Genomic DNA, 21,049 nt, shown 5'->3' with positions numbered 1-21,049 from the left:
CCACAACAAGCCCGCTCGCCACAACAGGCCCGCTCTTCACAACAGGCCCGCTCTCCACAGTTACAGTGCCAGTCTTCAGAAGAAACGTGTGACGCTGATCTTGGCATCGCGCCCTTTGGTGTAGGCACGATCACCGCTCAGCGCCGGACGGAAGTTGTTGTTGAACAGGTTGTCCACGGTGAAGTTCACCTCGGTGCCTTTCAGGTAAGCCTGTTGCGGTGCCCATTTCGCGAACAGGCCCTGGGTGTTGTAGCGCTTATTGCCATACTGGTCGTAGAACAAGTCGCCGACGCTGCTGCCGGGGCCGCCGGAGTATTTGTCGCTGGGCAGGCGAGTGGTTGCGCCGATGAACTGCCCCGTCCACCCCACCTGGGCATCCCAGGCCGGGATGTGGGTCCCCACCACCAGCACCCACTTGGTCGGCGGAATATCGCGGGCCGCCACATCCGGGCCCCAAGGGTTGGTATAGGCACCCTCGTGTTGGCCGGTGGCATAGGCGAACGATGCCGAGCCGAACAGGTAGGTGGAGTTATAGATCGTTTCGAACTCGAAGCCCTTGATGGTCAGCGCGCCGATATTGCGGTAGTTGGACATCGCCCCCGGTGGGCAAGCGTTGGCAATTGTGCCGCCGTTGATGGCCTGGTTCTGGCAGCCCACGCCCGTGGCCTTGAAGATTTCGTCTTCGACTTTGTTGTGGAACAGAGTGGTGCGCAGTTGCAGGTTGTCGTCCTGGGCGATCAGGTTGTCGAAGCGGGTGATGTTACCCAGGGTGATCGAGGTGATGCGCTCCGGGTCGAGGTCGACGCTGGTGGCTGTGCGGTTGCCCAGGCCCTGCACTTCGTATTGCTCGTCGATCACTGGCGCCCGCCAGGTCTGGCTCCAGTTGGCGAACAGGCCGACGTTCGGGGTCACCGTCCAGAACAACGCCAGGCGCGGCGACCAGCCGGTGTAGGTGCGGTCGCTGTAGTCATGGCCGACGGCGGGGTCGGGGTTGCTGTAGTACGGTGCATCGTTGGCCTCGCCGCGATTGCGTACATGGTCGTAGCGCAGCGACGGGGTGATCGTCACATCGCCCAGGGTCACCGCGTCCTGGATGAAGAAACTGTTGGTATCCACCTTGCCGTGGGGCATGAAGCCCGGTTGAAAGTGCCCATAGTTGTAGCGTGGCGTGTTGTAGGTGGTGCCTGGCATCCACATCTCGGTTTCGCGGATGTGCTTGCGCAACTGCCCACCGATAGTCACCGCATGCTGCAACGGCCCGGTGTCAAACAGGCTGACGTTACGGATGTCGAGGTTCTTGTCGGTGTAGGACGTGTCCATCTTGCGCCCACCCGTGGCCAACTGGAAAAACGCCGTGGCGTCGCGCTCGTCAGTCTGCTCGGTGTTGGACTGAGAGTACTTGACGGTCAAGTCCACCAGCGGGTTGTCCAAGGGTTGGTATTCATACTTGCCCGACCAGGTGGTGTCGACGGTGTCGCGGTGTGCCAGAAAGCGCTTCAACGCGCCTTCGTAGCCGTAGCGGTTGATGTTGGCCTGGGTCGGCGGTGTCGGGTAGCTCGCGGCGGAAAAGGGTGTCCAGCGATTGCTGTGGGAACGCGAGTACGACAGGCCGAGACTGTGTTCATCGGTGAAGTGGGCATTGACCTTGAACAGCTTGCCGTCCACGTCCTGGGCGGTGTTAGGCAGGCGTTGGGGGTTGATCGGGTACTGGTTGTTCTCATTGGGCAGCTTGGCGGCCACCTTCATGTCACCACCGTCGCGTTGGGTCAGGTAAGCCAGCGCATCGAACCGGCCATCGTCGGTGCGGCCATACACGGCGCTGCTATAGACCTGTTCATGGTCGTTGCTGGAGTAACCGTACTTGAGCATCGCACCGCTGTTGCGACCGTCCTTGAGCAAGTCCGGGGCGTCCTTGGTGGTCATGTTGACCGTGCCGCCAAAACCGCCGTTGCCGGTAAACGGCGAATTGGGGCCTTTCTCGACCTCGATGCTTTTGATCAGCTCGGGTTCGATAAATACCGTGCCTTGCTGGTAGCGCTCGAAGCCGCTCTTGGTGGCACCGTCGACGGTCATCGGTACATCCTCGGCATCGCCGAAACCACGGATGTTGATGGTCTGGCCACCGGGTTTCAGCGAGCCACCCTGGCTGACCCCAGGCAGGGTCTGCAGCAGGCTGGGGATGTTATTGGCTTGGTAGCGGTCGATGTCGGCCTGGCTCAGGGTGGAGCGGTTCACGGTGCTGGAGTCGACTTCATTGCCCGTGCCGATCACGCTCAAGGTGTCCAGCTGGATCGCGCCGCTCTGGGTAGTCTTGCCCGTATCGGGGCGTACGACGTAGGTAGTGCCGACCTTGATCAGGGTGAACTCACCAGGGGCCAGCAGGGTGCGGATCGCCACTTCCGGGGTGAAGTCACCATTGAGGGCCTGTGCCTGCACGTTCTTGAGCAGTGTTTCATCGAACAGCAGCTGGATCTTCGTCTGCTGCGCCACCTCGCTCAGTGACGTGGCCAGCGACTGGGCCGGCAGGTGTAGCGTGAACGACTCGGCCTGGGCAGTGAGGCTGAACGCCAGGCAGGTGGCAAGCAGGGTCGGTTGAAGCAACAGGTGCGAAGCGTGGCAAGGCGCGCGAAACATGAAATCCCCCGGGTGGCCAAATAGCCAAAAAGGTGTGCGTATCAAACACAGTCGGGAGGAAGACGGGGCAGGCTAAAAAAACCACACGTGCAAATGCAAAATATTCTCAAGTACGGTTTTTGTATTATTTGCTCGGCTCAATGCTTATCACGCCATCGGCTGAAGCCATGACTTTTACCGGCAGCAGGGCGGGCAGGGCATTGAGTAAGGCGTCTGGATCATTCACATCGAGATTGCCCGAGACCTTCAGGTGTGCCACTGCATTGCTCACCTGCAACGGTGCCTGCGGGCGGTAAAGGCTCAGTTCATCGATCAGGCTGGCCAGCTCGCGGTTGCGGAACGACAGGTGTCCACTGCGCCAGTCGGCCACGTCTTCGGACGTGAGGGGTTGTTGCTGCACGGTGCCCTTGGCGTAGTGGTAGATGGCGCGTTGCTGGGCGCCGAGCAAGGTGACGGCGTTTTTGGCGTCCGGCTCGAAGGCGACCTGGCCATGGGCGACGCTGACCACCAGTTGCTGCGGGCTGCGGCGCACATCAAAAGCCGTGCCCACCACCCGCACATTCGCTTCGCCGGCTTGTACGAACAACGGCCGTTCCTTGTCAGCAGCGACCTCGATATACAACTGGCCCTTGTCCAAATGGATGATGCGTTGGTAGGCGGTGAAGTCGACGCGCAGGCGGGTGTTGGCATTCATATACAAGGTGCTGCCATCGGGCAGGTCCAGGGTACGCACGCCCTTGGCGTGGGCCGCGACCTGGCTGTGATACAACTCGCGCGGTGCACCCAGATGCGTGGCCAGTACGGCACAGAGCACGGCGGCGGCGGCGGCCAGGGCCGGGCGCCAGAAGGCTGGTTTGCGCGGGGGCAGCGCCACGGGTTTGCTCCGTTGCTGCAACTGGGCGAGGTCCGCCCACAGCTGCTCGAATTCGGCATAGGCGCGGGCGTGGGCCGGCACGGCTTGCCAGGCGGCAAAAGCCTTGCGGTCGGCGCGCCCCGCATCGCTACGGTTGCGTGCAAACCAACTGGCGGCTTGGGCATCGATGGCGTCGCTCGCTTCGATGTCCAGGGCGTCGATGTCGCTCAGGCGGTTCATTCGGGCTGCTCCGTGCCGAGGTCGGGTTGAAGGCGTCGCTTGCAATGCAGCAGGGCAAAGGCGATGTGCTTTTCCACCATGCTGGTCGAAATGCCCATGCGCTCGGCGATCTGTACCTGGCTCAGGCCTTCGAAGCGGTGCAGCATAAGGGCTTCTCGCCTGCGCGGCGAGAGCTCGGCGAGGACTTCTTTCAACTGTTCCAGGCGTTGCAGGCGTTGTGCGGCGACCATGGGGTCGTTCTGCTCGTCAATGACCGGCTCGGCATCCTTTTCGGCCTGATCGGCGTGGACGGTTTGTCGTACCTTCTGTTTGCGCCAATGATCGCGCAGCAGGTTGCGCGCCATCTGGAACAGAAACGCCCGTGGCTGCTCGACCTTGGCCCGGTCGCGGTAGTCCAGCCACTGAGTAAAGACATCCTGGGTCATGTCGGCCGCGTCGCTGGCGTTGTCCGTGCGTTTGCGCAGGAAATACAGAATGTCTGCATAAAACCCGCGAAAGGCATCGGCCGACAACGGGTCGGGCTTGGGACGAGACATGGATATCCTTCTTGACGAAGCACGACGTGGAAAAGTCGTGAATTCTATCGAGAATCATTATCATTTGTCTCTATTTAAAATGTTGGAGGGGGCTTGCCAGTCAGTTGAGGAGGAACACTGTAACTGTGACGAGCGAGCTTGTTGTGGTGAGCGCGCTTGTCGTGGCGAGCGGGCCTGTTGTGGCGAGCGGGCTTGCCCCGCGTTGGGCTGCGAAGCAGCCCCAATAAGGCCACCGCGTTTATCCAGGCATATTAAATCGCCAGGTTTTGGGGCCGCTTCGCAGCCCAACGCGGGGCAAGCCCGCTCGCCACAGGTTACGGTTTGCTCGTTCTATCTCTTAATTGACTGGCACTGGGTCAAGCCCCTCCCTCATTGGATCGCGGCGTCAGCGCAGCAATGTTTTCAGCTGTTCGATTCCGGCTTCGCCCAGCGGGAATACCGGCAAGCGGGGATCACCCACCTCCAATCCGGTCAAGCGCAACCCGGCCTTGATCGTCGCCGGCAACCCGCCCTTGAGGATGAACTCCAGCAACGGCAACTGCCGATAAAACAGTTCGCGCGCCTTGCCCAGGTCATTGGCCAACACTGCCGCATACAAATCCAGGTTCAGTTGCGGGATCAGGTTTGGCGCCGCCGTGCACCAACCCTTGGCCCCGGCCGCGAAGGCTTCCAGTGCCAACGGGTTGCAGCCGTTGTAGAACGGCACGTCGCTGCGCTGGTGCAACTGGTGCATGCGCTGAATATCCCCGGTGCTCTCCTTGACCATGGTGACGTTGGCGACCTGTTTGATAATGCGCAGGATCAAGTCCACCGACATGTCCGTGCCGCTGGTAGCCGGGTTGTTGTAGAGCATGATCGGCAAACCGATGCTGTCGCCAATCGTGGCGTAGTGGGCGAGGATTTCCGCCTCGCTGAGTTTCCAGTACGAGGCCGGCAGCACCATCACCACATCGGCGCCATGGGCCTCGGCGTAACGCGCGCGGCGTACGGCCTTGGCGGTGGTCAGGTCGGACACGCTGACAATCGTGGGCACGCGCCTGGCGACTTTTTGCAGGCTGTAGGCGCTGACTTCGTCCCACTCGGCCTCGCTCAGATAAGCGCCTTCACCGGTGCTGCCCAAAGGCGCGATGGCATGCACGCCGCTGGCGATCAGGCGGTCGATGGAGCGGCCCAGGGCGTCGAGGTCAATGCGTTGGCCGTCGGTGCTGAATGGGGTGATGGTGTAGCCGATGATGCCGTGAATGGTTGGGCTGGACATGGGAGGTCTCCGGTCGAAAAAGGGCAATCAATTCAGGCAGTCGGCGTGCTTGCGCAGGTTCTGCCGGGCGTAGTAATTGAACGCAGCGCCATGACGCTTGGGCTTTGAGATCCAGTCATGGGCCTCGCGTCCCAATGCCGGCAGGATCGGCTTGAGGGTGCCGGCGGCCATCGCCAGCAATTGCAACTTGGCCGCACGCTCGATCAACTGCGCGATCACGCAGGCTTCCTCGATATTTGCCCCGGTCGACAACTGGCCGTGGTGCGAAAGCAAAATCGCGCGCTTGTCACCCAGTGCCGTGGTGATGATTTCCCCTTCTTCATTGCCCACCGGCACCCCTGGCCAGGCTTCCAGGAACGCGCAGTCCTCGTACAGCGGGCACAGGTCCATATGGGATACCTGCAGCGGCACTTCCAGCATCGACAGGGCGGCGATGTACGTCGGGTGGGTGTGAATGATGCAGTTCACATCCGGCCTTCCACGGTAGACCCAGGTGTGAAAACGGTTGGCCGGGTTGGGGATGCCGTGGCCTTCCAGCACCTCGAGGTCTTCGTTGACCAGCAGCAGGTTGCTCGCGGTGATTTCGTCAAAGCCCAGGCCCAGTTGCTGGGTGTAATAGGTGCCAGGCGTGGGCCCGCGCGCGGTGATCTGCCCGGCCAGGCCGGAGTCGTGGCCGTATTCGAAGAGGATGCGACATGTGAGCGCCAGCTTTTGCCGGTCGGTCCACGTATTATCCGCCAGGGTGTTTTGCATCTGGATCAGCGCTTGCTTGACCAGTTGGTCTTTGGGGAGTGCTAATGTCTTGGCCATATCGGTGTCCTTTGGGTGGTTCAATGGACGTCGGATTTGCTGGTCCCCCGCTGCTCGCAAGGTCGTTGGGTGAGGCAAATGACACTAAAGATGCTATATGACACTTTGTGTCATTAGCAAGCACAGCTCTTCGCTTTCTGCATGGATTAACCGCAGCGCATGTCTATCCGTTTGAAATTATTGAGAAAAAAACTCGGCGTGACGTTGGAAACCCTGGCCGAAAAATCCGGGATGACCAAGAGTTATCTGTCGAAAGTCGAGCGCGGGCTCAACACACCGTCGATTGCCGCTGCGTTGAAACTGGCCAAGGCGTTGAACGTGAAAGTGGAAGAACTGTTCAGCGAAGACAGCGTCAGTCTCGACAGTTACAGCCTGGTGCGCAGCCATGAGCGGCCCGACACCGCGCCGGGTTATGCGGTGCTGGCCCATCAGGTCAGTGAACGCAGCCTGTTGCCTTTCATCATTTACCCGCCGGCGGAGTTCACCGACAAGACCTTCAAGGAACACGTGGGGGAGGAATTCCTGTTCGTGCATGAAGGCCAGGTGGAAGTGGACTTCATGAATGAACGGGTGATCCTGGAGCGGGGCGATGCCCTGCATTTCAATGCACAGAAGCCCCATCGGCTTCGCTCGGTGGGGGATGTGCAGGCACAGTTGTTGGTGGTGGTGCACAGCGCTGAAGAGTGACCGCGCTGACGGCTTGAAAGGCGATCAATGTGGGCGGGGGGCCAGCTTCCTCCCATAGGTTGCTCAGCGTTCCACCGGTACCGACAGTGCTGGATGACCCAACGGATGCGTGCGCGCCGCAAAAAACTTCAGCTCCACGCCGCTGCCGTCAAACAACTCCGAATACCGCCGCTTCTGCTGGCGAATGAACCCGTCGCTGCGTCCCGACACCGAGATCGCCAGAGTGGTCGGGCTGGCCTGGCGAATCGCATCCACCAGGTGTTTATCCTGCGGCCCCAGGTCGTGGCCGAAGATGCACAGCGCGCCGGCATGGGTGAGCAACTGCTCATAGCAGAACGACAGGTAATCCGAACTGCGGATGGTCTTGAGCTTCTCTTGCACCTTGCCTTCGCTGACAAACAACGGCACATCGTCCAGGGTCTTGATCGTGTTGTTGATCGCGAAACTGCTGAGCAGGGTGCTGTCGGTGCTCGGCAATTTGCGCGCGGTGCCGTCGAGGTTGCGCACCAGGTGCAGGCCGCCGTGCAGGTAGAGGATGCGCGGGGCATCGGTGCGGGTATTGCGCAGGTCGAAGCTGGCGTCGGCGCTGCGGAACAGGTCGTCGATGCCCGGCGTGTGCAGGATCGCCCAGTAGTTGAGCAGGTCGTAGTTGCTGGTGAAGACCGTGGGGTAGGTGGCCAGCTCGGCGTTGATCGTCGCCAGCGTCGACGGCTGCACCAGGCGCCATGGGATGTGCACGGCGTGGATGGTGTTGATCAGCGCTTCCTTGATTGCGTAATAGCGATTGCGCGGCGCCGCCGAGCTGACGGCCAGGGCCTTGTTGACCCGGCTGGTGGTTTTCAAGGCGCCCAGGGCCTGTTCGAAGCTGCGGGTTTGCAGGGCGTCGAACACACTCAGCTCGGATTGGCTCAGGGGTTTTTCTTCGACGGTGCGGGCGTTTTCGAACAGCGAGTCGTAGGCAAAGTCCTCCCAAATCGCCCGGCTGGCGCCGTTGCCGATCAGAATCCCACTGAAGTCGATGGTGCTGCGCAGCGCGCTCCAGTCTTCAAGGTGGGCGTCAATATCCTGGAAATCCTTCATCGCGGTGGGTCTACTCGAAATCGGCTGGACGCAGACTTTATCATGAGCGAGGGTTGATCCTGGTCAAGGTGCACCATGCGCTCTCAGTGGATTCTGTCGGCATAACGCCTCTGAGGATTCGCCATGAGCAGTACCTTCTTCATTCCCGCCGTCAACATCATGGGCACTGATTGCCTCGACGAAGCGATGGTTGCCATCCGCAACTACGGTTTTCGCAAGGCCCTGATCGTCACCGACGCCGGCTTGGCCAAGGCCGGCGTGGCCAGCATGATCGCCGAGAAACTGGCGATGCAGGACATCGACTCGGTCATCTACGATGGCGCCAAGCCCAACCCCAATGTGGAAAACGTCGAGAAAGGCCTGGCGCTGTTGCAGCAAAGTGCCTGCGATTTTGTCGTGTCCCTGGGCGGTGGTTCGCCCCATGACTGCGCCAAGGGTATCGCCCTGTGCGCCACCAACGGCGGGCATATCGGCGACTATGAAGGGGTCGACCAATCCAGCAAGCCGCAACTGCCACTGGTGGCCATCAACACCACCGCCGGCACCGCCAGCGAGATGACCCGGTTCTGCATCATCACCGACGAAACCCGCCACGTGAAAATGGCCATCGTCGACCGCAACGTCACGCCGCTGCTGTCGGTCAACGACCCTTCGCTGATGGTCGGCATGCCCAAGGGGCTTACCGCCGCCACCGGCATGGATGCGTTGACCCACGCCATCGAAGCCTACGTATCCACGGCCGCTACGCCGATCACCGACGCCTGCGCGATCAAGGCCATCGAGCTGATCAGCGCCAACCTGCGCCTGGCCGTACGCGACGGTACTGACAAAGCCGCGCGGGAAAACATGGCGTATGCCCAGTTCCTCGCCGGCATGGCCTTCAACAATGCTTCCCTGGGGTTCGTGCATGCCATGGCTCACCAACTGGGCGGCCTGTACGACCTGCCCCACGGCGTGTGCAACGCGGTGTTGCTGCCCCATGTGCAAAGCTTCAATGCCAGCGTCAGCGCCAAGCGCCTGAGCGATGTCGGCCGTGCACTGGGCGCGGACATCAAGGGGGGCTGTGCGGAAGAGGGCGCCCAGGCTGCCATTGCCGCGATTCGTACATTGGCCCTGGACGTCGAAATCCCAGCGGGCCTGCGTGAGCTGGGGGCCAAGTTGCAGGATATCCCGCTGCTGGCGGCCAATGCATTGAAGGATGCCTGTGGGCTGACCAACCCACGACGGGCTGATCAGCGTCAGATCGAGGAGATCTTCCGCAGCGCATTCTGATCCTTGCTGTGGCGAGCGGGCTTGCCCCGCGTTGGGCTGCGCAGCAGCCCCACTAAGATCACCGCGCTGTTTCAGATGGACCGCGGCCTGAGGTTTTGGGGCTGCTGCGCAGCCCAACGCGGGGCAAGCCCGCTCGCCACAGGGAGAGTTCTCAAGGTCTGAAAGTTGCGTAGATACCCATGGCTATCGGGGGCAAGCCCCCTCCCACCTTTGGATCGGTGCCAGGTCAGAGGTATTTGAGCCACGCCAGGTCGCGGCGCCGGGCCTTGAGCCCGGCGAACCAGCGCACGGGCGGGTAGAGCGCCAGGGGTAATACCAGCGCCATCAGCCACACCGCACCGATACTGTCGAAGCCAAAGTAGTTGCCATGGTTCAAGCCAAACAGCACCACACAGGCGATATACAGCACTTTCAGCACATAAAGATGCAGCAGATAAAAGAACATCGGCACGCAACCAAACACCGCTAACACGTTGATCCAGCGTCGATGCCCCGCGCGTTCAAACGCCAGCAACAGCAACAGCCCAACCCCCAACGTCAACACCAGGAACAGCAGCGAAGGTGGGTACTTGGTCACGTTGAAAAAGCTCATCAGCGTCTGCATGCCGCTGTCATACACCTGCCAGGGCTTTTCGCCATAGCCATTGAGCGCACGCAACAGCACGAACCCCGCCAGCGCACCCACACCGCCGAACAGCAAATGGCGCTGGCGCACGGCCGGCAATGCGGCATTGGCAAACCACGGGCCCAGGCCGTAACCCAGGGCAATCACACCGATCCACGGCAGCACCGGGTAGGTCGTGCGCAGGCGCAGGGTGTCGGACACTTCAATCCAACTGCGCTCATGCAGGATCGTCCACGGAACATGCAGCGCCGAGCCTGGATCGAAGTGCAACCCATCCAGCAGGTTATGCCCGCCGATGATCACTAGCGCCAGCGCGATCAACAGCGGGCGCGGCAACCAGACCAGCGCGGCGAGGGCGATCATGCTGATGCCGATCGCCCAGATCACCTGCAGATAGATCACGCTGGGCAGCAGCTGGAAGGTCCAGGCGAAGTTGACCAGGGTAAATTCCAGCACCACCAGGAACAGCCCACGCTTGAACAGGAACGCTGACACATCGCGATGGCTCGTGTATTTCTGACCGTACAACCAGGCGGACAGCCCGGTGAGCAGTACGAACACCGGCGCGCACAGATGGGCGAGGGTGCGGCTCGCGAACAGTGCAGGCTCGGTGCTGTCGAGGCTCATCGGGTCGGTGACCTGGCGGTGCAACAGGAAGGTTTCGCGTACGTGGTCGAGGAGCATGAACAGGATCACCAGGCCGCGCAGGGCGTCGATGGAGAGCAGGCGTTGGCGCAGGGGAACAGTGTCGGTCATAAGCAGAAATCACAGGGCCGGGCGAAAAAACTGGATGTTATCCTATAACGCAAATGCCTGCGCTGCTGACGGTTAAGGTTTCAGCCACGCAGTCCTTCTGGTTCACTGTGAGGCACACAAGCAATGGAGAGGCTGAACGTGAGTACTCGCAACAACGCGGTAATCCACACCCCGCAATCCGTCATCGCTTTCTGGCAGCAAGCCGGCCCCAAGCGCTGGTTCGCCAAGGACGCGGCCTTCGATGCCAGCTTTGGCGACACGTTCCGCGCCACCCACCTGCAAGCCGCCCGGCGCGAGCTGGAAGGCTGGCTGGACACAGCGGAGGGCGGCCTGGCCTTGCTGATCCTGCTCGATCAATACCCGCGCAATGCCTTTCGGGGAACCGCGCATATGTTCGCCACCGACCCGTTGGCGCGCCTGTATGCCCAGCGCATCGTCGACACGGGGCTGGATCAATTGATCGAACCCGCGTTGCGCGCGTTCTGCTACTTGCCGTTTGAACACTCGGAAAACCCGCAGGATCAGCAACGCTCCCTGGCCCTGAACCAGGCACTGGATGCCAACACCTATCGCTGGGCCAAGGAGCACGCCGCCATCATCGAGCGGTTCGGGCGCTTTCCCCATCGCAATGACGTGCTGGCCAGGCAGACCACCGACGCGGAGCACGCCTTCCTCAAGGCCGGTGGTTTCGCCGGCTGATCGACGGCCCGTCGCGCTGTTATTCCTGTCGGGAATGCCCCCATAAAAACCCTGCATTGTCTTTATGGCGGCGCATCTCGTAGCGTGGGGGCTCATCCAAGGAGATCGTCCCATGAGCCAAGGTCCGTTGCGTCTTTACGTTGATTCGCTGTTCACCAGCCCCTATGCGATGTCGGTGTTTGTCACCCTGCGCGAAAAAGGCCTGGCCTTCGACATGGTCACCCTCGACCTGGACGCCGGGCACAACCAGGCGGAGGACTTTGCCCAGTTGTCTGTGACCCAACGGGTGCCGACCCTGGTGGAGGGCGACTTTGCCTTGTCGGAATCGTCCGCGATCAGCGAGTACCTGGAGCAGGCTTACCCCGAGACGCCGGTCTACCCGGCTGATCCCAAGCAGCGGGCGAGGGCGCGGCAGGTGCAGGCGTGGTTGCGCAGCGATTTGCTGCCGATTCGCCAGGAGCGTTCGACGCTGGTGGTGTTCTACGGGCAAGCGATGCCGCCGTTGTCAGCGCCGGCCGAAGCCGCCGCGCGCAAGTTGATCGACGCGGCGCAGGTGTTGTTGGCGGGGAACCCGCCGTACTTGTTCGGGGAGTGGTCGATTGCCGACGTAGACCTTGCAGTGATGCTCAACCGCCTGATCCTCAACGGTGACAGCGTACCTGCCGAGTTGGTGGACTATGCCCGGCGCCAGTGGCAGCGCCCCTCGGTGCAAGCCTGGGTCAATCTGCCAAGACCCGTGCTTTAGGCCATTCCTGCGCCACGCGGCGGTCCAACTCTTCCCAATCGGCCATGCCCAGGACCCGCGTGGTGTTCAAGCCGCGCAGGTAACCGCGTAGCTGCTGGGCACTGGCATAGACGTGGTCCGGGTCGGCCATCGGGTTCTGCAGCACCTGTTCATAGTCAACCAGGTAATCGGCGACCCGATCGCGAAACTCCGGCAATACGGCATCGCGGATCCGGTCGAAGGTTTTCTGGTGGGGCTTCATGGCATGGTCCTTATAAATTTTATGTTCAGCACTATCGGTTCAGATGATAGTCACCATCGAAGATCGCAAGTTCTGTTTTTTCATGAAAAGCGGAAAATCATCCCCATCGACACGCCGTTCAAGGAAATCGCGCGATGAGGACGTTTATCCAGCTGGCTATGATGACCCTGATGCTGGGGGTTGTGGGCATGACCACCCCGGCAATTGCCGATGACCTGCGTAGCAGCCATTTGCTACCTATCGACGCTAGCGTAGACTCTCTGCGCCGCACGCAGTCGGTTGGGGTGCTGTACAGCGAAAATACGCTCGACAACCTCAACTACCTTGAGCGCTACCACACGATGGCCATGAACGGTGCCAAGGGCAGCCTTGATGCACGTATCCGCGAGGCGTTCGTTAACAGCTCCGACCCTGAACTGGCGATCGACTGGTTGATGAACTCGCTGCAAGGTACCTTCCTGTCGGTGACGTTCTACGACAGCCTGGATGCCTTGGTGCAGGCTCATCCTGATGTGGTGGTGATGCTCGATACCCATAACCAGTTGCTGACCCAGCAAAACGACCAGGTCGAGGCGCGGTTTATTGCGCGGTTCTATGATGCGAACCTGCAATACATCGCCAAGGCCGAAGGTTCGGTGCACAAGCAAGTGCCGTCGGTGTGGGTGCATGACAAGGCCGCGCCGGAGATTGCGGCGCAGATCGAGCAGCAGCGAGATGTGCAACAAGATGCCTTGAAGCAGTTTGATGCATCGCTCAAGGCGCTGGTCCAAGCAGGTTGATGTAAATTTTTCCTTTTCTATTTTTCAGGATTTTGTATGCGCTCTTTTTTTGTACCGGTTCTGGCTGTCGCTTCTTTGTTGCTGGCCGGTTGTGTCTCCGCGCCGAATTCGCCGAGCTTGACCCTGCAAACCGCCAAAACCCCCGAAGGCTATGTGCAATGTGTATTGCCCAAGCTTGAAAAGCACGACATCACCTCGACCGTGACGCAGAACTCGCGCCACGCCAAGGTGGTGCTGACCAGCAAGATCGCCGCCGATGATGTGCTGGAAGCCTACAAGTCCCAGGACAGCACCAAGGTGTTCCTGTATGAGCGCAAGCCGTTGGCGTCGACCATCACCCCTTCGCGCCTCGAACTGGCCGCCAAGGAATGCCAGTAATCACTGATCACGCAAGACCTTGCGTGGGAGGGGGTTGCCCCCTCCCGCAGTCTGATTGATGTAACGCCTAGGGTTTTGCTTCGTGGCTGAAGCTGTCGACCGTCTTGACCAGCCCTTGAGCCGCCAACGCCACCAATTCTGCGCCTTTCTCCACCGTCGCCAGGGCCGGGTCGGAACCCATGCGCCCGTCGGGGAAGCGGGCGCGGAAGTCCAGTGCTTCACGGATCGGCCCGGTATTGGCGATCTGCGGCGAATACGCGGCAGTCTTGATCGACTCCGGATAAGCCCACTGCGTCACCGCAATTTCCGACGGCGTGGCATGGCTGCCATGACCTACCGGGAACTGCCGATGGGCCAGGTCGTTGACGCCTTCCAGGTCCCACCAGTTCACCAGCTTCAGCGCGAACCCGGCCGGGCGGCGGGCGTAGCTGGCTTCGGCGTACAGCTCGGAAAAGGCCGCTTCAATCGTGGCGATATTGCCGCCGTGGCCGTTGAGGAACAGGATCTTCTCGAAACCATGCCCGGCCAGCGAGCGCACCCAGTCGCCAATCGCGGCAATAAAGGTGGAAGGGCGCAGAGAGATGGTGCCGGGGAAGCCCAGGTGGTGCTGGGCCATGCCGATATTGAAGGTCGGGCCGATCAGGATGTCGGCGTTCTCTTGCGCTTGATGGGCGATGATCTCCGGGCACATCCAGTCGGTGCCGAGCAGGCCCGTGGGGCCGTGCTGCTCGTTGGAGCCGATGGGGATCACTACCGTGCGACTGCGCTCCAGGAACTGCTCGATCTCGATCCAGGTGGACTTATGTAGCAGCATGCGACGCTCTCTTTTATCGGTGGGACAGGTTAGCCGCCACGGATTGTACGACTACTTGCCACCTGTTGGGGTTTACAGTTGAGGTACGTCGAGGACTTCAACCAGCGCTGGTCGGGATACCACGAGAACATGAACTGACCGTCCTTGAGTTTATCCACGACCTGGCGTGCTACCTGCGGGCGCACTGCCGGGCACCCCTGGCTGCGGCCGATACGGCCTTCGCGCTTGCTCCACAGCGGGCTTACGTAGTCGGCGGCATGAATCACCAGCGCGCGGTCGCGGGCCTGGTCATTGAAGCCCGGCTCCAGGCCATCCATGCGCAGCGAGTAGCCATGGGTGCCGAGGTAACTTTCCTGGGTGCGGAACAGCCCCAGGCTGGACTGGTGGCTGCCCTCGCGATTGGAAAATTGGGTGGCGAAGTTTTCCCCGGACTTCGCGCCATGGGCCACCAGGTCGCGCAGCACCAGGGTTTTCTTGCGCAAGTCGAAGATCCACAGCCGACGGGCGGTCGAAGGTTGGGAATAGTCAATCACAGCCAGGCGCTCGGAACGTTCCTCGCCATTATTGACCGCGCACTGCACGGCGCTCAGGGCGCTTTTCAGCACAGTGGGATTGAGTTCTGGAGCCGAGCGCGCCAGGCTGCTATACAAGGAAGGAGGATTGCCATTGGCGGCGAGCGCAACACTGCTCAACATTGCCAGGCTCACAGTGATAAGGCCGAGACGGCACATAAAAGTCAGCATCTACAGTACATCCCCCCGCTGTGGATTGGAGCAAAGCCATTGTTCAAAAAACACGCATATTACGTGAGCATTTGCTTGCTCGTTGCACCATTGGTCGCGACAGCCGACGCGCTGATGGTGGATTCATTGCCAGTGACGGCGCCCAGTCCGGTCAACTCGGCCCCCATACAGCAGGCCCTTGCGCAGTTGCCTGGGGTTTGCCCCGAACTTGCCCCCCGGATCGACGCCGCCGCGCAATCGCGCCTGCAGGCGTTCTACCAGCAGCAGGGTGATGTACCGCTGTGGTCCGCCGACGAACGCCGCCAGGCCCTGCAATCTCAGTTGCTGATGCTGGCCGATGACGGCCTGGACCCCACCCACTATAGCCTGCCCCCGGCGAATGCCACGGCGAACGTGCTGTGCAACGATATCGACACCAGCCGCCAGTACCTGCAAGCCTTGCAAGACCTGCACTACGGGCGCCTGCAACAATCGCGCTTCGAACCGCTGTGGCATGCCCAGCCTCCCGCCCGTGACCCCAACACCGAAGTGCTGGGGTTTGCCGCCACCGGCCTGCACGATATGGCCCAGGCGTTTGACCAGGCCCGTCCCAGCGCCGACTTGTATCGCAGCCTGCGCAATGTTTACTCCACGGCGCGCCAACAACCGTTGCCGCACTGGGAAGCGGTCGCCAGCGGCCCGTTGCTGCGCCCCGGCATGGAAGACCCACGGGTTCCAGAATTGGCGCGGCGCTTATACAGCGGCGGCTACCTGGCCCAGGCTCCCGCCGGCAACGGCAGGCAATACCGGGATGAACTGGTCACGGCCGTCAAAGCCTTCCAGCTCAGCCACTCCTTGCAATCCGATGGCGTGATTGGCGCGGGCACCGTGGCCGAACTCAATATCAGCCCAGCGATTCGTCGCGAACAATTGCGCATCAACCTGGAGCGCTTTCGCTGGCTGAGCCAGGACCTGGAACCCGAGGGCGTGCTGGTCAACGTGGCCGCCGCACAACTGAGCGTTTACCAGAGCGGCATTCCCGTGTGGCAAACCCGCCTGCAAGTCGGGCGTGCCGAGCGCCAGACACCGCTGCTCAAATCGCGCATCACCCGGCTGACCCTCAACCCCACTTGGACCATCCCGCCGACCATCATGCGTGAGGACAAACTCCCGGCGATTCGGCTCAACCCCGAGTACCTGCGCCAGCAGAACCTGCAAGTGCTCGACGCCGAAGGCCACCCGCTGGCCCCCGAACAGATCGACTGGGCACGCCCCGGCAACATCCTGCTGCGCCAGGAAGCCGGCCCGCGCAACCCGTTGGGCAAGATCGTGATGCGCTTCCCCAACCCGTATTCGGTGTACCTGCACGACACCCCCAGCCAGCCACTGTTCACCAAAGGCCCGCGCGCGTTCAGCTCCGGTTGTGTGCGGGTCGAGCAACCGCTGCTGCTGCGCGACCTGCTGGTGACGCCGGCGGAACGTGCTCGCACCGATGAATTGCTGGCCACGGGTGTGACCCATGAATTCCGACTGGCCACGCCGGTGCCGGTGTTACTGGGCTACTGGACGGTGGAAGTGGATCGCCAGGGCGGGCTGGTGTATGCGCCGGATATCTACGGGCGCGATCTGGTGTTGATGAAGGCTATGGGTTCCCAAGCCCTGTAGACGCGAGGCGCGCAATCACCAGGGTGACGGCCTGGTTCACCGTCAGCAGCGCCGTGTCGAGGGTCCATGGCGCTTCATCCCAAGCCTCATACTCATGGTCCAGGACCGACTGCCAGGTGGGCGGAACCAGGCCGGCGATGTCGCCTGCGCGGGTTTCCACGCGGCGTTGATGGACCTGTGGGTCAGAGCAGATCACCTGGATGTCGAGCACGTCCACGCTAGCCTGCGTGGCCACGTTCGCCCATGCAGATCGGCTTTCCCGGACCGGATTCACGCAATCGGCTATCACCGTATGACCCAGTTGCAGATGACTCAGCGCCAGCGCATTGGCTACCCCATAGCCGCTCGCGCCCACATCTGCCGCCAGCACGCCGGCATTGCGAATCGCCTGCTCGATCACGTCGATGCGCAGGTAAACCGCGCGAGTCTGGCGCGCGAGTTCACGGGCGATGGTGGTCTTTCCGGTTCCGGGAAGGCCGCTGAAGACGATAAGCATGGTTCGGTCTCGATAAGTCTGGAGGGCCGGTTCAGGGTATCCTCCTGTTCACCCACCGGTCGACCCTAGGAGCCCAGCATGACCTTGCCGTTCGTGAAAATGCATGCTCATGGCGATGATTTCATCATCATCGACCGCCGTGGCCAGGACGACCCGATCACCGCGCAGGTTGCCCGCTGCCTGGGCAATCGCCACACCGGTATCGGTTTCAACCAACTGGCCGTGGTGCTCGACTGCGCCGATGCCGCTGCGCGTATCAAGTTCTGGAACCCCAATGGCACGCCCCTTGAGGCCTGTGGCAGTGCCACTCGGGGGGTGGCCGACCGCTTGATGCAGGAAACCGGCACCGATTCGATCGTATTGCGCACTGAGCGCGGGTTGCTGACGTGCGTGCGGGTGGCGGGGCAGCGGGTGTCGGTCAATATGGGCGCGCCATCGCTGGACTGGGCCGCAGTGCCGCTCGCCGAGCCGCTGGATACCCGAACCTTGCCGATCAAAGGCAGCCCGGCCGCGTGCAGCATGGGGAATCCACACTGCACGTTCTTTGTCGAGGATATCGCTGCCGTCGACGTCGAAGCGCTGGGCCCCGCCCTGGAAGTTCACCCGTTATTCCCGGCCAGGACCAATGTTCATTTTGTCCAGGTACTGGATCGCCGCCATATCCGCCTGCGCATCTGGGAGCGGGGCGGCGGTGTACCGCTGGGTTCCGGGTCGTGCTGCTGCGGGTCGGTGGTAAATGGTATCCGCCGTGGTTTGCTGGACGATACGGTTGAAGTGCACTGCGACGGCGGCACGCTCACCGTGCAGTGGGACGGGCAGGGTGGTGTGCTGTTGACCGGGCGTGTGGAGCCGATCATGCAAGGCACGGTGTACGCGATTCCGGTGTAGGCGTGCCGAGTACCGACAGGTTCATTTGGGGCCTCAACGCCATGGGCTGCACCCGGTCTAGCGCCGATAGGGTAAAGTCGGCAGCCCAAGGAAGACACTTCAGGTAACAAAACATGATGCTGTGGTTGCGGCGATCCGCCTTGAGTCTGCTGGCCCTGCTGGCTGTCACCCTGTTGATCAGCACCGCCCAGGCCGACACGGCACCTGCGAGCCCGATCAAGGTCGCGCTGGACCAGCGCGTGATCGACCTGACCAATACCCTCGATGCGACGGCCATCCGCCGCCTGACCGACCAGCTCGCGGCCCTCGAACAACGCAAGGGCGCGCAGATAGCCGTGTTGCTGGTACCCAGCACCGGCCGCGACAGCCTCGAAGACTTCACCAACCAACTGTTCCGCTCCTGGAAGCTGGGGCGCAAGGACGTCAACGACGGCATCCTGTTGCTGGTGGCCAAGGATGATCGCAAGGTGCGCATCGAAGTGGGGTATGGCCTGGAAGGTACCGTCACCGACCTGTTGGCCCACCGCATCATCGAAGAACACATCACCCCGGCGTTTCGCCAGGGCGACTACGCGAGGGGTATCCAACAGGGTGTGGACGACCTCAGCGTGCTGGTCGAGGGGGGCGACCTGCCGAAGGTGGCCAGCCCGGGGCTGCCGCCTCCGGCAATCGCGGTATTGCTGGCGTTCATCGTGGGCGCCATCGGCGGCGTGTTGATCAGCGCCGGCAAGCTGCCCTGGCGCCGGGCGCTGGTGGTCGCGGTTGCGGTGACGGTGCTGCTGGCGGTGTTCGCCGGTGGTCGGGATTGGCCGGTGTACCTACTGTTGTTACCGCTGACCCTGCTGATCGGCGGTGCCACATTCGGTGCATTGTGGATGGCGCGCACGGTGTTTTATGGCGTGCTGGGCCTGCTGGCCTACATTGCCGGGCTGGTGGTGACGGATCGTTACGTGGATGTCGATTTCATCCACTGGCTGGCGTTTCCCCTGGGCGCATTGGTGGTGCTGGGGATGTACCTGATCCTGTTTGTCATCATGAAAGAGGCCTGGAAACGCAGCCGCGTGGGATGTGTTGCGCGAGCGCTGGCGGCGGTGGCGGTGTACGTGGCGGCGGGCTTGCTGTTCGAGCGCGGGCGTGATGGCTGGCTGTTTGCGATCCCGATTGCCTCATTCGTGGCGCTGTTTATCTTTGGCAAGGCCAGCGTTGGGTCGGGATCGAGCTCGGGCAGCGGTTCCGGTTCGAGCGCCAGCAGCTCAAGTTCCAGCAGCAGTTCGTCGGGGGGTGGCGGTTCCAGCGGCGGCGGTGGGGCGTCCGGCAGTTGGTGATCGCGAGTCGCGTAGCCCATCGACCTTGGGTGAGAGCTCCGGCAGTTGCAGTGCACGTCCTTAGGTGAGCCAGCACGGCGATCAGGGCAGCACGATATAGTCGTTCTGCTGCACGATTGGCCGGTGCGGCCCCTGCACAAGGTGGACATAGCGGCCGTCCACCAGGTCGATGGGGAGGCAGTCATCGATATCCAATACCCCGTCGGTGTGAGCCTGGGACCAATGGCGCAGCATCTGCTGCTGACCCTTGGCTTTGGCTGCCTGTTTGTTGGGCGCGACCACCAGCAGGTAGTGATGGGCTTCGCCAAAGCTGTGGGCTTCATAGCCGCCCAGGTTGATGAAATACAGATGTTGCGCCCCGGCCTGGGGTGCCAGGGGGCTGAGCTCGACTGTCCAGCCATCGACACCCTCCACGGCCATCCAGGCATCGATATGCACACCCTTGGGGCTGCCAAACCAGGCGTCGCGCAATTGCGGGTAAGTGCCTTCCAACGTATCCGCCACGGCGAATACCACATCATGGACTTCGATCCGGGCGCGTGGGTGCTTGCCCCCGAGCATCACGACAAACAGCATTGCAGGTCCTTCCTGGCAGCTTGGCAAAGGGCAACCATACTTCGATTGAACCCTTTTGTCCGGCCAATGCCACACTGTTAACCCGCGAACTCATCAGGAGATTGTCATGCGAACCATTGATCTGGCCGGCGTTCCCGTCCCTGTCATCGGCCAGGGAACCTGGCGCATGGGCGAGAACCCCGACCAGCGCCGCGCCGAAGTCGCCGCGTTGCAACTGGGGATCGACGAGGGCATGACCCTGATCGATACCGCCGAAATGTACGGCGAAGGGGGGGCCGAGGAGGTGGTCGGTGAGGCCATTCGCGGCAAGCGTGACCAGGTGTTCCTGGTGAGCAAGGTCTACCCCCATAACGCCAGCCACAAGGGTGTCCCCCGTGCTTGCGAGGCCAGCCTCCGGCGCTTGGGGACTGATTACATCGATCTGTATCTGCTGCATTGGCGCGGCCAGTATCCGCTTGAAGAAACGGTCGAGGCCTTCGAGCGGCTGCGCGAAGCCGGCAAAATCGGCCGCTGGGGCGTGTCCAATTTCGATGTCGCCGACCTGCAGGAACTTGCTTCCCCGGCCTGCGCCACCAACCAGGTGCTCTACAACATTGAAGAGCGCGGTATCGAATTCGACCTGCTGCCATGGTGGCAACAGCATCACTTGCCATTGATGGCTTATTGTCCGATTGCCCAGGGGGGTGGGCTGCTATCCAGCCAGACGCTCAAGCACATCGCTCACCTTCATGAGGTCACGCCTGCCCAGGTGGCCTTGGCGTGGGTGTTGCGCCAGGAGGGGGTGATTGCCATCCCCAAGGCCGTGACGCCCGAACACGTGCGCCTTAACGCCAGCGCCGCGAACCTGGTGCTGGATGAACACGATCTGGAGGCCATCGACCGGGTGTTCGGCGCGCCCAAGCGCAAGCACCCCCTGGCGATGGTCTGAGTGTCGCGCAGAAACGGCGCCGTCCCTGGCAGCCGTTTGCGC

At 61.8% G+C, this 21,049-nt stretch carries 22 protein-coding genes; 10 read left to right on the top strand and 12 right to left on the bottom strand.

All coding sequences use genetic code 11. From position 1 onward, the window contains the following. Window positions 1-75: 75 nt before the first annotated feature. The 5 genes from ACODSV_RS22325 to ACODSV_RS22305 form a co-directional block, all read right to left on the bottom strand. Window positions 76-2,634, bottom strand: coding sequence for a TonB-dependent receptor (locus tag ACODSV_RS22325; protein ID WP_150056536.1), 2,559 nt, complete (start codon window positions 2,632-2,634; stop codon window positions 76-78). A 124-nt stretch (window positions 2,635-2,758) separates the two neighbouring features. Continuing rightward, window positions 2,759-3,727 carry a FecR family protein gene (locus ACODSV_RS22320; protein WP_150056537.1) on the bottom strand — a complete coding sequence of 323 codons (969 nt, stop codon included), beginning with the start codon at window positions 3,725-3,727 and terminating at the stop codon, window positions 2,759-2,761. Further along, complete coding sequence (locus tag ACODSV_RS22315; RefSeq protein ID WP_024073941.1) at window positions 3,724-4,263, bottom strand: RNA polymerase sigma factor; 540 nt, start codon at window positions 4,261-4,263, stop codon at window positions 3,724-3,726. The genes ACODSV_RS22320 and ACODSV_RS22315 overlap by 4 nt, the downstream gene beginning before the upstream one ends. A 385-nt stretch (window positions 4,264-4,648) precedes the next feature. Then, a complete protein-coding gene (locus tag ACODSV_RS22310) occupies window positions 4,649-5,521 on the bottom strand; it encodes a dihydrodipicolinate synthase family protein (RefSeq protein WP_150055164.1) in 873 nt (290 codons plus the stop codon). Window positions 5,522-5,548: 27 nt separating this feature from the next. Further along, window positions 5,549-6,331 (bottom strand): aldolase, encoded by a 783-nt coding sequence (locus ACODSV_RS22305; protein ID WP_150055165.1) that lies wholly within the window; start codon window positions 6,329-6,331, stop codon window positions 5,549-5,551. A 159-nt stretch (window positions 6,332-6,490) separates the two neighbouring features. On the opposite strand from ACODSV_RS22305, the gene ACODSV_RS22300 reads away from it, so the two are divergent. Then, window positions 6,491-7,018 (top strand): helix-turn-helix domain-containing protein, encoded by a 528-nt coding sequence (locus tag ACODSV_RS22300; RefSeq protein ID WP_150055166.1) that lies wholly within the window; start codon window positions 6,491-6,493, stop codon window positions 7,016-7,018. 63 nt (window positions 7,019-7,081) lie between these two features. Here ACODSV_RS22300 and ACODSV_RS22295 read toward each other — a convergent pair whose 3' ends face one another. Further along, window positions 7,082-8,098 carry a DUF4917 family protein gene (locus tag ACODSV_RS22295; protein WP_150055167.1) on the bottom strand — a complete coding sequence of 339 codons (1,017 nt, stop codon included), beginning with the start codon at window positions 8,096-8,098 and terminating at the stop codon, window positions 7,082-7,084. Window positions 8,099-8,221: 123 nt separating this feature from the next. Here ACODSV_RS22295 and yiaY point away from each other — a divergent pair, with 123 nt between their 5' ends. Beyond that, a complete protein-coding gene (gene yiaY, locus ACODSV_RS22290) occupies window positions 8,222-9,370 on the top strand; it encodes an L-threonine dehydrogenase (protein ID WP_024073946.1) in 1,149 nt (382 codons plus the stop codon). A gap of 226 nt (window positions 9,371-9,596) precedes the next feature. Here the strand turns inward: yiaY and ACODSV_RS22285 are convergent, their stop codons facing one another. Beyond that, window positions 9,597-10,751, bottom strand: a complete 1,155-nt coding sequence (locus tag ACODSV_RS22285) for an acetyltransferase domain-containing protein (RefSeq protein ID WP_150054559.1) — start codon at window positions 10,749-10,751, stop codon at window positions 9,597-9,599. A gap of 162 nt (window positions 10,752-10,913) precedes the next feature. Here ACODSV_RS22285 and ACODSV_RS22280 point away from each other — a divergent pair, with 162 nt between their 5' ends. Together ACODSV_RS22280 and yfcF are read left to right on the top strand one after the other, a co-directional pair. Beyond that, complete coding sequence (locus tag ACODSV_RS22280) at window positions 10,914-11,450, top strand: DUF924 family protein (protein WP_102624767.1); 537 nt, start codon at window positions 10,914-10,916, stop codon at window positions 11,448-11,450. Between the two features lie 112 nt (window positions 11,451-11,562). Then, window positions 11,563-12,195 (top strand): glutathione transferase, encoded by a 633-nt coding sequence (yfcF, locus tag ACODSV_RS22275; RefSeq protein WP_024075969.1) that lies wholly within the window; start codon window positions 11,563-11,565, stop codon window positions 12,193-12,195. On the opposite strand, the gene ACODSV_RS22270 is transcribed toward yfcF, so the two are convergent. Continuing rightward, window positions 12,170-12,436: a hypothetical protein gene (locus tag ACODSV_RS22270; RefSeq protein ID WP_150054557.1), complete on the bottom strand. Its 267-nt coding sequence runs from the start codon at window positions 12,434-12,436 to the stop codon at window positions 12,170-12,172. The two genes, yfcF and ACODSV_RS22270, sit on opposite strands and share 26 nt — an antisense overlap. A gap of 134 nt (window positions 12,437-12,570) precedes the next feature. Here ACODSV_RS22270 and ACODSV_RS22265 point away from each other — a divergent pair, with 134 nt between their 5' ends. Together ACODSV_RS22265 and ACODSV_RS22260 are read left to right on the top strand one after the other, a co-directional pair. Then, a complete protein-coding gene (locus ACODSV_RS22265) occupies window positions 12,571-13,215 on the top strand; it encodes a hypothetical protein (protein ID WP_024075967.1) in 645 nt (214 codons plus the stop codon). Between the two features lie 36 nt (window positions 13,216-13,251). Next, on the top strand, window positions 13,252-13,593 hold the full coding sequence (locus ACODSV_RS22260) for a hypothetical protein (RefSeq protein WP_024075966.1): 342 nt from the start codon (window positions 13,252-13,254) through the stop codon (window positions 13,591-13,593). Window positions 13,594-13,660: 67 nt separating this feature from the next. Here ACODSV_RS22260 and ACODSV_RS22255 read toward each other — a convergent pair whose 3' ends face one another. Beyond that, window positions 13,661-14,407, bottom strand: coding sequence for a creatininase family protein (locus ACODSV_RS22255; protein WP_024075965.1), 747 nt, complete (start codon window positions 14,405-14,407; stop codon window positions 13,661-13,663). A gap of 29 nt (window positions 14,408-14,436) precedes the next feature. Further along, window positions 14,437-15,150, bottom strand: coding sequence for a murein L,D-transpeptidase catalytic domain family protein (locus ACODSV_RS22250; RefSeq protein ID WP_150054556.1), 714 nt, complete (start codon window positions 15,148-15,150; stop codon window positions 14,437-14,439). Between the two features lie 39 nt (window positions 15,151-15,189). Between ACODSV_RS22250 and ACODSV_RS22245 the strand changes: the two genes are divergently transcribed. Beyond that, entirely contained in the window at window positions 15,190-16,794 is a 1,605-nt protein-coding gene (locus tag ACODSV_RS22245) for a L,D-transpeptidase family protein (protein WP_069076338.1), read from the top strand. On the opposite strand, the gene ACODSV_RS22240 is transcribed toward ACODSV_RS22245, so the two are convergent. Continuing rightward, window positions 16,772-17,290 carry a P-loop nucleotide/nucleoside kinase family protein gene (locus tag ACODSV_RS22240; RefSeq protein ID WP_150095188.1) on the bottom strand — a complete coding sequence of 173 codons (519 nt, stop codon included), beginning with the start codon at window positions 17,288-17,290 and terminating at the stop codon, window positions 16,772-16,774. The two genes, ACODSV_RS22245 and ACODSV_RS22240, sit on opposite strands and share 23 nt — an antisense overlap. Before the next feature lie 78 nt (window positions 17,291-17,368). Here ACODSV_RS22240 and dapF point away from each other — a divergent pair, with 78 nt between their 5' ends. Together dapF and ACODSV_RS22230 are read left to right on the top strand one after the other, a co-directional pair. Continuing rightward, complete coding sequence (gene dapF, locus ACODSV_RS22235) at window positions 17,369-18,178, top strand: diaminopimelate epimerase (RefSeq protein ID WP_150054554.1); 810 nt, start codon at window positions 17,369-17,371, stop codon at window positions 18,176-18,178. 113 nt (window positions 18,179-18,291) lie between these two features. Beyond that, window positions 18,292-19,503 carry a TPM domain-containing protein gene (locus tag ACODSV_RS22230; RefSeq protein ID WP_150054553.1) on the top strand — a complete coding sequence of 404 codons (1,212 nt, stop codon included), beginning with the start codon at window positions 18,292-18,294 and terminating at the stop codon, window positions 19,501-19,503. 81 nt (window positions 19,504-19,584) lie between these two features. Here ACODSV_RS22230 and ACODSV_RS22225 read toward each other — a convergent pair whose 3' ends face one another. After that, entirely contained in the window at window positions 19,585-20,079 is a 495-nt protein-coding gene (locus ACODSV_RS22225) for a DUF1543 domain-containing protein (RefSeq protein WP_150054552.1), read from the bottom strand. A gap of 106 nt (window positions 20,080-20,185) precedes the next feature. Here ACODSV_RS22225 and ACODSV_RS22220 point away from each other — a divergent pair, with 106 nt between their 5' ends. Then, entirely contained in the window at window positions 20,186-21,007 is an 822-nt protein-coding gene (locus ACODSV_RS22220) for an aldo/keto reductase (RefSeq protein WP_102624757.1), read from the top strand. Window positions 21,008-21,049 lie beyond the last annotated feature (42 nt).

The organism is Pseudomonas sp. FG86, from assembly GCF_057808775.1.
Note: the sequence above shows the minus strand (reverse complement) of the source record. Positions and strands in the feature narration are given on the sequence as shown.

Coding starts and splice junctions, on each gene's coding strand:
- ACODSV_RS22300 (WP_150055166.1), top strand. CDS start 6,491: ATGTCTATCCGTTTGAAATTATTGAGAAAAAAACTCGGCGTGACGTTG.
- ACODSV_RS22310 (WP_150055164.1), bottom strand. CDS start 5,521: ATGTCCAGCCCAACCATTCACGGCATCATCGGCTACACCATCACCCCA.
- ACODSV_RS22255 (WP_024075965.1), bottom strand. CDS start 14,407: ATGCTGCTACATAAGTCCACCTGGATCGAGATCGAGCAGTTCCTGGAG.
- dapF (WP_150054554.1), top strand. CDS start 17,369: ATGACCTTGCCGTTCGTGAAAATGCATGCTCATGGCGATGATTTCATC.
- ACODSV_RS22285 (WP_150054559.1), bottom strand. CDS start 10,751: ATGACCGACACTGTTCCCCTGCGCCAACGCCTGCTCTCCATCGACGCC.
- yfcF (WP_024075969.1), top strand. CDS start 11,563: ATGAGCCAAGGTCCGTTGCGTCTTTACGTTGATTCGCTGTTCACCAGC.
- ACODSV_RS22265 (WP_024075967.1), top strand. CDS start 12,571: ATGAGGACGTTTATCCAGCTGGCTATGATGACCCTGATGCTGGGGGTT.
- ACODSV_RS22240 (WP_150095188.1), bottom strand. CDS start 17,290: ATGCTTATCGTCTTCAGCGGCCTTCCCGGAACCGGAAAGACCACCATC.
- ACODSV_RS22295 (WP_150055167.1), bottom strand. CDS start 8,098: ATGAAGGATTTCCAGGATATTGACGCCCACCTTGAAGACTGGAGCGCG.
- ACODSV_RS22305 (WP_150055165.1), bottom strand. CDS start 6,331: ATGGCCAAGACATTAGCACTCCCCAAAGACCAACTGGTCAAGCAAGCG.
- ACODSV_RS22270 (WP_150054557.1), bottom strand. CDS start 12,436: ATGAAGCCCCACCAGAAAACCTTCGACCGGATCCGCGATGCCGTATTG.
- ACODSV_RS22220 (WP_102624757.1), top strand. CDS start 20,186: ATGCGAACCATTGATCTGGCCGGCGTTCCCGTCCCTGTCATCGGCCAG.
- ACODSV_RS22315 (WP_024073941.1), bottom strand. CDS start 4,263: ATGTCTCGTCCCAAGCCCGACCCGTTGTCGGCCGATGCCTTTCGCGGG.
- ACODSV_RS22225 (WP_150054552.1), bottom strand. CDS start 20,079: ATGCTGTTTGTCGTGATGCTCGGGGGCAAGCACCCACGCGCCCGGATC.
- ACODSV_RS22250 (WP_150054556.1), bottom strand. CDS start 15,150: ATGCTGACTTTTATGTGCCGTCTCGGCCTTATCACTGTGAGCCTGGCA.
- ACODSV_RS22320 (WP_150056537.1), bottom strand. CDS start 3,727: ATGAACCGCCTGAGCGACATCGACGCCCTGGACATCGAAGCGAGCGAC.
- ACODSV_RS22260 (WP_024075966.1), top strand. CDS start 13,252: ATGCGCTCTTTTTTTGTACCGGTTCTGGCTGTCGCTTCTTTGTTGCTG.
- ACODSV_RS22230 (WP_150054553.1), top strand. CDS start 18,292: ATGATGCTGTGGTTGCGGCGATCCGCCTTGAGTCTGCTGGCCCTGCTG.
- yiaY (WP_024073946.1), top strand. CDS start 8,222: ATGAGCAGTACCTTCTTCATTCCCGCCGTCAACATCATGGGCACTGAT.
- ACODSV_RS22325 (WP_150056536.1), bottom strand. CDS start 2,634: ATGTTTCGCGCGCCTTGCCACGCTTCGCACCTGTTGCTTCAACCGACC.